Below are 12,559 nucleotides of genomic sequence, written 5' to 3'. Positions count from 1 at the left end.
AAGGTTCTAGGGTTATTCATTCGCAGGTTTCCCGATGGTTGCCAGAATCCCGCCGTCTACATAAATAATTTGTCCGTTGATGAACCGGCTGGCATCTGAAGCCAGGAAAATTGCGGTTCCGGCAAGGTCTTCCGGATTGCCCCATCTTCCTTCCGGAGTGCGGCTGATGATAAATTCATTGAAAGGGTTTCCGTCTACGCGGATCGGTTCGGTCTGTGAAGTGGCAAAATAGCCAGGGCCGATTCCGTTCACCTGGATGTTGTGTTTCGCCCATTCGGTGGCCAGGTTTTTGGTCAGCATCTTCAGTCCGCCTTTTGCCGAAGCATAGGCCACCACGTTATCACGTCCGAGTTCACTCATCATCGAACAGATGTTGATGATCTTTCCGGATCTTCTTTTGATCATGTATTTTCCGATCAGTTTAGACATTATAAAGGGCCCGGTAAGATCTACGTCGATCACTTTCCTGAAATCTTCTATTTCCATATCGATGGCAGGAATTCTCTTGATGATTCCGGCGTTGTTCACCAGGATGTCTATTTTCCCGTGGGTCGCTTCCATCAGGGCCACTTTCTGGGCGGCTTCCCGCTCATCGGTTACATCAAAAATATACCCGGTGGCCTGATATCCTTTAGACCGGTAATATTCCAGAGCTTCTTCTAATTTCGAAGGCGTTGTGCTGGTAATGGCCAGTTCGGCCCCTGCAGCAGCAAGGCCTTCTGCCATGGCCATTCCCAATCCGTGGGTTCCGCCGGTAACGACGGCTACCTTCCCGGATAAATCGAATAAATTCATGTAAAAGTTACTTTAGTTCGTTTGTTTTAACAGCGTCCATATCACCGTAATCCATATTTTCCCCTGCCATTCCCCAAATGAAGGTGTAATTGGACGTTCCTACTCCTGAATGGATCGACCATTCGGGAGAAAGTACCGCTTCATTGTTTTTCATAAAGACATGACGGGTCTCGTGGGGCTGGCCAAGAAAATGGCTCACCGCCTGCCCTTCTTCCAGATCGAAATAGAAATAGGCTTCCATCCTTCTCGTATGGGTGTGGGACGGCATAGTGTTCCAGACACTTCCTTCGTGCAGTTCCGTCATCCCCATCTGTAGCTGGCAGGTTTCCAGTACACTGTTGACGATCAGCTTGTTGATGGTTCGCCGGTTGGCGTATCTGTTTTCACCCAGTTCTACAATTTCAGCCTCATTTTTCGTGATTTTTTTTGTAGGATAGGTATGGTGTGCCGGTGCCGAATTGAAGTAGAACAAAGCCTGTCCTTCGGATCCGTTTTCGAAAACAATATCCTTTGATCCTTTGCCGATGTATAAAGCCTCTTTGTGATTCAGTTCGAAAGCTTCACCGTCAACGGTGATTTTCCCGGCTGCCCCTACATTGATAATTCCCAGCTCTCTCCGGTCGAGGAAATGTTCTGCTTTCAGATCGTCCGTCGGTTCTAGCTTTAATACCGTATTTACAGGCATGGCTCCTCCGACGATCATTCTGTCATACATGGAATAGGTTACTTTGATCTGATCTTCATTAAATAAATCACGGATCAGAAACTCCCTTCTCAGGTCTTCGGTGGTATATTTTTTTACATCGTCCGGATGATGGGCGTAGCGAAACTCTGATTTTGTCATACTCCTTTACTCTCTTTTTTATGGTTTTTAAAAACCCGGTTTAACATTGTGTAATCGATTGCATAAAACTACACTCAAATGACGTAGAAATACTCTTGGGTTAAATATAGAATTATTATTTAATCCATTAACAATAATTTAATTTAAATTTTTAAATCACTGAAAAACAAATATTTAAAAACATAAACAGAATTTAAATATAACCTAAAATGTAAATTTAACCCTATTTTTTTTACCGAAACCGGTATGTGATTCCGGAATTATCATTGGATCACCGGAAAATATAATATTTGCTTTTAAATAAATATTTGATAAAAATAACCTCGTAATTCTTTATAAGTAACAACAAAACATCATAAAAAACAGTGATTAAGAAACAGAATGAAATTTTAAGCAAAAAAAGCTGACAAAAATCAGTTAAATGACCCTGTTTTTAATTTTAAGCATCGGTTTCGGGAATTTTTTCATTTAAAAAAAGGTAAATTTTAAGGAATTTTTAAGCTTTTTGTAACTGGCAGAAAAATTTTTCCCAATAATTACGACTATCCTTCATTTTAAAATTAAATTTATTAAATATTTAAAAATCAGTTATTTAATTATTATTTTTAAATTTATATTTTAATTAAATTCATATTGGCGGACATCGAATTAATGAAAAAATAATATTTTTTTCTTTGCGTATTAAAAAATAATATTAGTTTAGAAGCCAGGATATTTGATATGAAAAATTACGCAATCGATTGCACTCCGGAAAGCGTATTGTTCTTAAAAATATTTTGCCACTAAAAACCCAGTAGAATACTTCCAGATCCAACAAAAACAAAGATTGAAAAATTTTTCAACCCAAACTAAAACTATTAAGGATACAAAATGGATAAAAGAGTACAATCCGTAAAGTGGTTATATTTAACTTTCTTTCTGCTTCCTGTCCTGGCCATGGCCCAGGAAAAAGAAACCAAAAAGGAGAAGGAGACCAATATCGATGAAGTGGTATTGGTAGGCTATACCCGGGTTTCCAAAAAGGACGTTACCAACGCCGTTTCTTCAGTAAAGGCAGAAGCCATCAAAGATATGCCTTCAACCAACGCTGCAGAAGCCATCCAGGGAAGAATGGCCGGGGTGCAGGTTTCGCTGAGCGAAGGTTCGCCGGGTGCCGATGTAGACATTGTGATAAGAGGAGGAAACTCCATTACAGGCAGCAATGCACCGCTGTATATCGTGGACGGCGTCCAGATGGACAATGCACTGTCTATCCTGTCGCCCAAGGAAATCCAGTCGATCGAAGTTTTAAAAGATGCTTCCTCCACCAGCATTTACGGAGCCAGAGGAGCTAACGGTGTGGTGCTGATTACCACGAAAGGAGGGCGCAAAAGAGCCAAGACTTCCATTAACTACAACGGGTTTTTAGGAGTAAGAAGCATACAGAACACCATCGATGTCCTCGATCCGTATCAATACGTTCTTTACCAATATGAACTTTACAACAGAGGCGGTGTACAGACTGATATCGATCTGTTCAAAAACCGGTACGGTACCTATGCCGATCTGGAAAAATACAAGACCATCAAACGTAGGGACTGGCAGGACGAAGTTTTCGGGAGGGAGGCCTTTAACTTTACGCATAACCTTTCAGTGACCGGAGGTTCGGACAATTCTTCTTTCTCGCTATCCCTTAATAATGTTCAGGAAGACGGCATCATGATCGGTTCCGGGTTTAAGAGGAATATGGCCAACTTTAAGTATGACTACGACTTATCCAAGAAAGTAAGCATGACCCTGAATGCCCGCTACAGCCGGCAGACCATTTTCGGTGCCGGAACCTCCTCAACGGGTTCCCAGAGTACCAACCGGCTGAGAAATGCCGTCAGGTACCAGCCGTTTGAAGGCGGATCCACTGTAAACGTGGATGATTTCGATCCTTTGTTCGCCAATGAGACCAATCTGGTAAACCCGGTGCTGCTGGCCAACAATGAGGTAAAGGAAAACGGCAGGAATGACCTTCTTCTCAACGGAACCCTTGAATACAAAATTACTAAAGACCTTACCTTCAGGAGTGTCATCGGTTATGTTCAGCGGGACGAGTTCGTCAACCAGTTCTCCGGTCCGATCACCAGCCTTGCCAGGCAGAACAACGACCAGCCGGTGGTTTTTCTCAGCAAGACACAGTCCAGAAGAATTACCAACACCAATACTTTAAACTACAGAAAAACGTTCGGAAGCCACAAGCTGGATTTACTGGCCGGACAGGAAATCGTAAAAACCGATGCCGAATCGCTGACGATGAACATCAAATGGTTCCCGAAATCCATCAGTGCCGAGGAAGCATTTGCCAACATTCAGGCGGCTTCCCCTCCTTCCGGACAGGTGCAGGATATTCCGCGGACGAATGTTTTGCCGGACCGTCTGGTTTCCTTCTTCGGAAGAGCCAACTATATCTTCCGGAACAAATATATCGTTACGGCTTCCATGAGGGCCGACGGTTCCAGTGTCTTCGGTCCCGGAAACCAGTGGGGCTACTTCCCTGCCGCGTCCGTCGCCTGGAAGATCAATGAAGAGAATTTCCTGAAAGACAGCAGAACCATCAGTGAGCTGAAGCTTCGTGCCGGCTACGGGATGTCCGGAAACAACAGGATCGCTGCATTTTTATACAATACTTTTTTCACGACCTCATCCGATTACGGCTATGCCTTCGGAAGCAACGTAACACCGGGAGCCACAACCGGAAACATCATGTCCAATCCCGGCGTGAAATGGGAATCGTCAGCTTCAAAAAATGCAGGACTTGATTTCGGCTTCTTTAAAGGAAGGCTATACGGTACGCTTGATGTTTACCAGACCGATACCAAAGACCTTCTGCTTTTGGCTAAAATTCCGCAGACTTCAGGATACGAATACCAGTACCAGAACTCAGGCAGCACGACAAATAAAGGAATTGAATTTTCCGTAGGAGCTTCGGTGATCAATAAGGAAAACTTCAAATGGAACATCGATGCCAATATCTCCTCTAATAAGAATATGATTAAAAGTCTTGGGAACAGCGCTTCGGCAAGTGCCAACTTTTACTACTACCCTTCGGGATGGCAGAACAACCTGAACGATTTCCTCGTGCAGGTAGGCAAGCCCGTCGGAACCTACTGGGGATATGTGACTGCCGGAAGATATGAGATCAGCGATTTTAATTATAATGCCACCACGCAGACCTATACCTTAAAGTCAGGAGTGCCGAGTTCAGCCGCCGCAGCCAACGGAGCCAAAGCCGTACAGCCCGGTGACCTCAAGCTTCAGGATCTTAACGGTGACGGCGTGATCGACAACAATGACATGACGGATCTCGGAAATGCACAGCCCAAATTCTACGGAGGGTTCAACCAGACGTTCCGCTACAAAAACTGGGACATGAGCGTACTGTTCAACTTCTCCGTCGGCAACAAGGTTTACAATGCCAATAAGATCGAATATTCTACCCAGTACCTGTACCGCGATAACAACATGCTGGCCGAAGTAGCCGACCGGTGGAGATGGTTTGACGATGCCGGGAATAAAGTGAATGATCCAACCGCACTGGCTGCACTGAATGCCAATACGACGATGTGGACACCACCTGCCGGAGCCTACTTCCTGCACTCCTACGCCATCGAGGACGGATCTTTTTTAAGACTGAATAACCTGACGATCGGCTATTCCCTGAATAAAGATTTTGCCAAACAGCTGGGACTTTCCAATTTCAGGCTGTATTTTACCATGAACAATGTATTTACCATTACCGGATATTCGGGATACGACCCGGAAGCCAATACGAGAAGAAATCCTCTGACCCCGGGTGTGGATTATGCCGCTTATCCGCGAAGCAGATTCATTTTATCGGGTGTTGATATTACTTTTTAAATCTAATCCTATGAAAAAAAATAAATTTTTAGCCATCCTTTTCTCAGTTTCAGGACTGCTTTCCGTAAGCTCCTGCGGCGATTACCTGGATGTGGAAAGCTTATCCAATACTTCGGAAGCACAGCAGTTCGACTCCGCTTCCGACACGTTTTCTGCCCTGGTGGGCGTCTATAATGCGACGATGGGCGACAATACCTACGGCCAGCGGATGAACCTGATCCTTTCACAATCCGGAGACGATCTGAGGACGTCCGGAGACTATAATGCCAATGACCGGCGGGGCATCAGCTGCTTCGGAGCCATCCCGACGAATACCGAATTGCTGAGGCCCTTCCTGGATACCTATGCCGGAATTGAAAGAGCCAATCTGGTGATTAAGAACATCCCGATCTCGCCGGTTTACAAGACGGGTTCGGATGCCGACAAAAAATTAATGGACCGATACCTGGGTGAAGCGCTGACACTCAGAGCGCATTTCTACCATGATCTGATCAAAAACTGGGGCGACGTACCCTTCCAGGATGTTCCGTCTTCGGACCTTCCGAGTGTCTATGTTGCAAAAACGGACCGTGATGTGATTTACGATAAAATCCTTGATGATCTGCTGAGAGCGGAAAGCCTCGTGCCCTGGAGATCCGAAGGGAGCACCACCGCCCAGAGAATTTCCAAAGCCGCCGTGAAGGGCCTGAGGGCAAGAATTGCCCTGGCAAGAGCCGGCTACTCGCTGAGAAGAAGCCCGCAGATGATGATGCAGGGCTCCAATCCGCAGAAATATTACCAGATCGCTTACCAGGAATGTAAAGACATCATCAATTCCGGGCAGCACCAGCTGAATCCGAGCTATGAAGGCTTGTTCAGGTCGCTGCATACCAACACACCGGATGCCACCAATGAGATCATCTACGCGATCGGTGCATTCGGAGGAAACTCAAGAACCGACAGCAAGATCGGCTATTACAACGGGCTCAGACATGATGATACCGACTGGAAATCTTCCGGAGGGATCAGTGCCATTCCCGTATACTTCTACGAATTTACCAAATATGACCTGAGACGGGATATCAACATTGCGATCTTCAGGGTGAATACATCAAAACAGGAGGAACTTCAGACGTCCATTAACTGGAACGACGGAAAATTCAGAAAATCCTGGACTTCCATCACGGGAACTTCCCAGAATCTGGGAATCGACTGGCCTTTGCTGAGGTATTCCGATATCCTGCTGATGTTTGCCGAAGCCGACAACGAGATCCATAACGGGCCGTCGCAGGAAGCGATCAATGCCGTAATGGCCGTAAGACAACGGGCCTATGCCGGAAACCTGGGACAGGTGGGAACCATCCCGACCGACAAACCCGGATTCTTTAATTATATCGTAAAAGAAAGGCAGCTGGAATTCGGAGGCGAAGGAATCAGGAAATACGATCTCATCCGGTGGAACCTTCTTGAAACGAAGATCAATGAGACGAGAGCCAAGCTGACCCAGTTTATGAACGGTACCGGCGCTTACGCCAATGTTCCGGAATACATTTTTTATAAAAAAGTAGCGTACAACAAAGACAAAACCGCCCAGCAGAATGTTTCGGACATCGATTTCTACACGACAACCGGAACAGCGAAAGCAGACATCTTCTACAGCCCGAACCAGAGTGTGGCCACGCCTTCCGGTTATACAAAAGTCAACTGGAGATTAGCCATGACCCAGCCGTATATCAGCGGCGATCCGGTGAAAAGCTATGCGTATTATTTCCAGGCTAACCGAAAGGAACTGCTGCCGATTGCACTGGATGTCATCAACTCCAATTACAATTTAACCCAGGACTACGGATACTAGATTCATTTTACATTCATATCAGAAATACAGGCTTCCTCTCAAAAAGAGAAGTCTGTATTTAATTAAAAAAAATTCAATGAAAGCTTCTGTTTTTCTTAAAAAGATAATTTTTTTTTCGATATTCTCGATTGGATGGCTGAGCCTGCTTTCTTTTAAAACGAACGATAAGACCATCGTGGTTTCAAAAGACGGAACAGGCAATTTCACAACAGTACAGCAAGCCATCGACGCCGTTGAAAACAACGTTTTCACAAGAACGAAGATTTTAATAAAAACCGGAACTTACAAAGAAAAAATTACCATTCCTGCAGAAAAAGGTCCTTTAGTACTGGAAGGGGAAAACTCTGAGAGGACGATAATTACCTATGACGATTTTGCATCTAAAAAGAATGTTGAAGGAAAAGAAATCGGGACCACCAACTCTGCCACTGTTTTTATTTATTCCAATCAATTCACGGCGAAGAATATTTCCTTTGAAAACAGCTCGGGACGCGTGGGACAGGCGGTTGCCGTACTCACGGCGGGAGACCGGATGGTATTTGAAAACTGCAGGTTTCTGGGAAACCAGGACACCCTTTATCTGAAAGGCGTTCAGGATTCCCCGGATAAAACCCGGCCTTCCAGAAACTATTTTAAAAACTGCTACATCGAAGGCACCACCGATTATATTTTCGGAGCCGGAACTGCCGTTTTTGAAGACTGTATCATTTATTCAAAAGAAACGGCAAGCTACGTAACGGCTGCTTCTACCCCGCAGGAAAACGAATTCGGTTTTGTGTTCATCAATTCTGAAATTGTCGGAAATGCGAAGGAAAATTCCGTCTACCTGGGCAGGCCCTGGAGGCCTTTTGCAAAAACGGTTTTTGTGGATTGTGAAATAAACGCAACCATAAAACCGGAAGGCTGGCATAACTGGAGCAAACCGGATGCTGAAAAGACTACTTTTTATGCAGAGCTGAATTCAAAAGGTAGCGGAGCGGATGCTTCAAAACGGGTCTCCTGGTCCTACCAACTGAAGAAATCAGACAGGAAAAAATATACCGCAGAAAATATCCTGAAGGGAAAAGACAATTGGAACTTTAAAGAACGTTTAAAATAAGATCCTTTAACACATGAGCCGCATGAGATTTAGTTTAAAGTATTGAGCCTGTTTTAAAGCATATAAGATAAAAAAATCAAAGATTTTCATAGATATTATGCTTAACCGGTGTTTGGTAGCTGAGGAACCCGAAACCACTTGTAACTTTCACTTATGATTAACTATAAATGAGCATTTTTCAGTCATGAAGAAAAAATTAACCCAACTTTTAACGGCCGGAATACTCTGCAGCATTTCAAATGTTGCGGCAGCGCAGGAAGTACCCGGTTTCCCGGGTGCCGAAGGGTTTGGGAAATATACTTCGGGAGGACGCGGCGGAAAAGTTTATACGGTAACCAAATTATCGGATGACGGCTCGGAAGGAACACTGCGGTATGCTTTAAATCAGAAGGGCCCGAGGTATATTGTATTTAAAACCGGCGGAACCATTTATCTGGAATCCCCGCTGAAAATAAAGGAAGGCCACGTAACAATCGCCGGGCAAACTGCTCCGGGAGACGGAATTACCGTTGCTAATTATGAAACTTTTATCGCTGCAGACGATGTTATTATCCGTTATCTCCGGTTCAGAATGGGCAACCTGAAAAAATTCGAGGGAGATGCGTTGGGTGCTCGGTTTGTTAAAAACCTGATGATCGATCACTGCTCGATGAGCTGGTCTACCGACGAAACGGTTTCCCTGTATGCGAATGAAAATACAACGCTTCAGTGGTGCATTATTTCGGAAAGCCTGAGAAACTCGGTACATCAGAAAGGCAGTCATGGCTACGGAGGCATCGCGGGAGGGAAAAATGCTTCTTTCCATCATAACCTGTATGCCCATCACGACAGCCGGAATCCCCGTCTGGGGGAATATGCAGGCAGCAGGTTTGCCCTCACCGACCTTACCGATTTCAGGAACAATGTGATCTACAACTGGGGCCACAACAGCCTGTATGGCGGTGAAGGCATGAACGTCAACATCATCAGCAATTATTACAAGCCTGGCCCCGCTACCAGAACAGAACAACGCATCGTTGCCATCGATAAAAATGAAAACCCTGAAGCCGAAGTTTATAACCAGTGGGGAAAATATTATATTCATGGAAACCTTATCAAAGGAAACCCGGAAATTTCAGAAGATAACTGGACGCAAGGGGTTTTTGCCCAGATGAAACCGTCCTACAATCTGACGGAAAAAGATAAAAATTCAATACGGATGAGCAGTCCGCATGATATCCAAAATAACGTATACACAGATTCTCCGGAAAAGGCTTACGAAAAAATGCTGCAGATCGGCGGCGCAAGTCTGGTAAGGGATGCCGTTGATCTTCAAGTACTGAAAGATGTAAAAAGCGGAAATTATGCCCATAAAGGTTCAAACGGAAGTACCCGCGGAATCATCGATTCCCAAAACGATGCCGGCGGATTTCCGGAGCTCAGGCAGGGAAACCCGCTTTCCGACTCCGATAATGACGGTATGCCGGATGAATGGGAAATCAGGAACCGGTTGAATCCCAACATCTCTGATGCCATCGGGCGGGATTTAGATAAAAATTACGACAATATTGAAGTTTATTTTAATGAACTTGTGAAAAAAATTACCGATCGTCAATAAACTCATGACCATGAAAACTTTTTAAATAAAAATGATCCAATCAAAATAATATGAAGCGGAATGTATTTAAAATCATCTGTACCGGGGCTTTACTGGGCAACGTTCTGGTAACGGCTCAGACTTCGGTTATCGAAAATATTAAAAAGAACCCGAAGGCTCCGTTTTCTTATGCCGAACTTTCGGTAAAGGAAGGCGGAAAATGGGAAGGCGACAAATACGTCGGCGGAACCTTTAAAAACATTCAGGAACTCACCCTTCCGGAATCTCACACCGACCATTCCACTTTTATCCGTTACGAAGGAATCGGACTGGAAAACAACAGGATCGGCTACAGGCTGTACCTCGACTGGCGAAATGCCACCGATATTTTCGGGAAAAAAGTAAATACTTTGGTTCTGCCGGAAGTCGGACAGGACGGTTTCGAGTCGTACCATCATGATGCACCCTGGGGGCAGGACATCCTGAAATCCGGCTGGACCATCGGCATCGGTTCTTACGGAAGGTATGATGAACAGAATGATTATGTAGAAACTTTTAAAACCGTAAAAAGCACGACGGCTAAAGTAGTCAACGAAAAAGAACTTTCTTATGCCAACATTCATTACAGAGGCTGGAAAACCTGGGGCGACGCCATCGATCTGGATTCTAAACTGACGATCTTCAACAGGGACCGTTTCGTAAAAGTGGATTTAAACCTGAGCGATCCCATTTCAGGATTATGTACCGGAATGGTAGCCTTTCAAAACATCCCGGCAAAACAGGGCCTCAGCAAAAATAAAAAATGGGCGTATCTTGCCACGTACGGCAACCAGACCGAAACCAGGAAAGACGATAACCTCGGCATGGCAGTCTTCTATCCGCTTGATGCTTTCGCTCAATATGTAAAGACCAAATCCACCCACACCATCGTTTTTAAGAAAACGAAAAAGGCAGCCTATTATTTTCTGGCCGCCTGGTCTATGGAACCCGGCGGACTGACTACGGAAGAAGCTTTTTACCGGGACCTCGACCAAAAACTGGAAACTTTGGACAACAACAATTCACTTTAAAATCAGGCGATATGAATTTCATCAGTCACCCCATCAAATTACTCGCGTTTGCGGCTTTAGGTTCGGGAATCTTCCTGTCCTGTGCCCAATCAAAACTGGCCTCTCAGGCAAAAACGGAAACCACAGGACAGCCATCCGGAAAAGTTGTTCCTGCCAACCTGAAATGGTCCGAAAGAATGATGCTTTCCGAAATGTACCGTTTCCCGGAAGCCTGGATGCTCGATTTCAGCAAAAGTCCGAAATGGACCTACCCTACCGCCATTGTCCTCGACGGTGCCGAACTTTTATATGCTAAAACAGGCAAAAAAGAATATTATCAGTACATCAGCGATTTTGGTGACAAACTGGTAAAGTTAGACGGAACCATCCTGACCTACGAGCTTGAAAAATACAACATCGATCTTCTCAACAGCGGAAACGTCCTACTCTACCTTTACGAAAAAGAGAAAAAGGAAAAATACCTGAAAGCCCTGCAGACGCTCCGGCGGCAGATCGACGGACAGCCGAGGACCCAAGAAGGTTCTTTCTGGCACAAAAAGATATATCCGTATCAGGTCTGGCTGGACGGGCTTTATATGGGAATGCCTTTCTATACCCATTATACCTCCGATTTCAGCAAAGGTGCCGAAGCCACAAAAGCATACGATGACATCGTTTTCCAGTTCGATTCGGTGCAGAAGAATTTACGGGATAAAAAAACGGGCCTTCTCTACCACGCCTGGGACGAAAGCAGGACCGAAGCATGGGCGGATAAGCAGACCGGGCTTTCCCCGAATTTCTGGGGAAGATCCATGGGCTGGTACGGTATGGCCATGGTGGATGTGCTCGATTACCTGCCGCAGAACCATCCGGGAAGGGCTAGGCTGATTTCCTACCTGCGGTCCTATGCGGATGCGATCATCAAAGTTCAGGATAAAAACAACGGGCTGTGGTATCAGGTGCTGGATCAACCGCTGGAAAAAGGAAATTATACCGAAGCAACGGCCTCAGCGATGTTTGTCTACACCATGATCAAATCGGTGAATAAAGGTTATCTGCCGAAATCCTATAAAACCTATGCCCAAAAAGGCTATGATGGAATTATTAAAAACCTGATCACTGTAGATCCCAACGGCGTGGTGAACTTAAATAAATGCTGTGCCGTTGCAGGCCTGGGCGGAAAACCTTACCGCGACGGTTCCTACGAATATTACGTCAATGAAGAAATCCGTTCCAACGACGCCAAAGGAACAGGACCGTTCATCCTGGCCAGCCTGGAGTTTGAAAAACATCAGTATAAACGGCAAGGCATACAGGAAAAAAATTGAACCGTTAAGGTTTGTAAGGAGGTTTAGAGAAATTAAGGTGAGCTTTGCTTTAAGCGTACCGCTAAATAAAATCTTTGATTTTTCCTTAATCCGATCTTAAAACCTTCATTCTCCTTAATGGTTCAAATAACATGAACTGTTCTGCCTGG

8 protein-coding genes are annotated in these 12,559 nt (G+C 45.0%); 6 read left to right on the top strand and 2 right to left on the bottom strand.

Translation table 11 applies throughout. From position 1 onward, the window contains the following. Nucleotides 1-12: 12 nt before the first annotated feature. Complete coding sequence (locus CHA01nite_RS19830; RefSeq protein ID WP_146944637.1) at nucleotides 13-795, bottom strand: gluconate 5-dehydrogenase; 783 nt, start codon at nucleotides 793-795, stop codon at nucleotides 13-15. Nucleotides 796-802: 7 nt separating this feature from the next. Next, on the bottom strand, nucleotides 803-1,639 hold the full coding sequence (gene kduI / locus CHA01nite_RS19825; protein WP_146944635.1) for a 5-dehydro-4-deoxy-D-glucuronate isomerase: 837 nt from the start codon (nucleotides 1,637-1,639) through the stop codon (nucleotides 803-805). An 870-nt stretch (nucleotides 1,640-2,509) separates the two neighbouring features. On the opposite strand from kduI, the gene CHA01nite_RS19820 reads away from it, so the two are divergent. The 6 genes from CHA01nite_RS19820 to CHA01nite_RS19795 all read left to right on the top strand — a co-directional run bounded on the left by CHA01nite_RS19820 (nucleotide 2,510) and on the right by CHA01nite_RS19795 (nucleotide 12,410). Next, entirely contained in the window at nucleotides 2,510-5,524 is a 3,015-nt protein-coding gene (locus CHA01nite_RS19820; RefSeq protein ID WP_146944632.1) for a SusC/RagA family TonB-linked outer membrane protein, read from the top strand. A 10-nt stretch (nucleotides 5,525-5,534) separates the two neighbouring features. Next, nucleotides 5,535-7,358 carry a RagB/SusD family nutrient uptake outer membrane protein gene (locus tag CHA01nite_RS19815; protein ID WP_146944630.1) on the top strand — a complete coding sequence of 608 codons (1,824 nt, stop codon included), beginning with the start codon at nucleotides 5,535-5,537 and terminating at the stop codon, nucleotides 7,356-7,358. 76 nt (nucleotides 7,359-7,434) lie between these two features. Then, nucleotides 7,435-8,457 carry a pectinesterase family protein gene (locus CHA01nite_RS19810; RefSeq protein WP_146944629.1) on the top strand — a complete coding sequence of 341 codons (1,023 nt, stop codon included), beginning with the start codon at nucleotides 7,435-7,437 and terminating at the stop codon, nucleotides 8,455-8,457. 184 nt (nucleotides 8,458-8,641) lie between these two features. After that, a complete protein-coding gene (locus tag CHA01nite_RS19805; RefSeq protein WP_146944627.1) occupies nucleotides 8,642-10,054 on the top strand; it encodes a pectate lyase family protein in 1,413 nt (470 codons plus the stop codon). Between the two features lie 50 nt (nucleotides 10,055-10,104). After that, nucleotides 10,105-11,103, top strand: coding sequence for a DUF4861 family protein (locus CHA01nite_RS19800; protein ID WP_146944624.1), 999 nt, complete (start codon nucleotides 10,105-10,107; stop codon nucleotides 11,101-11,103). Between the two features lie 11 nt (nucleotides 11,104-11,114). Continuing rightward, nucleotides 11,115-12,410 (top strand): glycoside hydrolase family 88/105 protein, encoded by a 1,296-nt coding sequence (locus CHA01nite_RS19795; protein ID WP_146944622.1) that lies wholly within the window; start codon nucleotides 11,115-11,117, stop codon nucleotides 12,408-12,410. The last annotated feature ends 149 nt before the right edge of the window (nucleotides 12,411-12,559 follow it).

Origin of the sequence: Chryseobacterium hagamense, assembly GCF_007991455.1 — a bacterium.
Lineage (GTDB): Bacteria > Bacteroidota > Bacteroidia > Flavobacteriales > Weeksellaceae > Chryseobacterium > Chryseobacterium hagamense.
Note: the sequence above shows the minus strand (reverse complement) of the source record. Positions and strands in the feature narration are given on the sequence as shown.

Excerpts from the sequence above, each read along its gene's own strand:
- CHA01nite_RS19795 (WP_146944622.1), top strand. The coding sequence starts at position 11,115 with ATGAATTTCATCAGTCACCCCATCAAATTACTCGCGTTTGCGGCTTTA.
- CHA01nite_RS19805 (WP_146944627.1), top strand. The coding sequence starts at position 8,642 with ATGAAGAAAAAATTAACCCAACTTTTAACGGCCGGAATACTCTGCAGC.
- CHA01nite_RS19830 (WP_146944637.1), bottom strand. The coding sequence starts at position 795 with ATGAATTTATTCGATTTATCCGGGAAGGTAGCCGTCGTTACCGGCGGA.
- CHA01nite_RS19815 (WP_146944630.1), top strand. The coding sequence starts at position 5,535 with ATGAAAAAAAATAAATTTTTAGCCATCCTTTTCTCAGTTTCAGGACTG.
- CHA01nite_RS19820 (WP_146944632.1), top strand. The coding sequence starts at position 2,510 with ATGGATAAAAGAGTACAATCCGTAAAGTGGTTATATTTAACTTTCTTT.
- kduI (WP_146944635.1), bottom strand. The coding sequence starts at position 1,639 with ATGACAAAATCAGAGTTTCGCTACGCCCATCATCCGGACGATGTAAAA.
- CHA01nite_RS19800 (WP_146944624.1), top strand. The coding sequence starts at position 10,105 with ATGAAGCGGAATGTATTTAAAATCATCTGTACCGGGGCTTTACTGGGC.
- CHA01nite_RS19810 (WP_146944629.1), top strand. The coding sequence starts at position 7,435 with ATGAAAGCTTCTGTTTTTCTTAAAAAGATAATTTTTTTTTCGATATTC.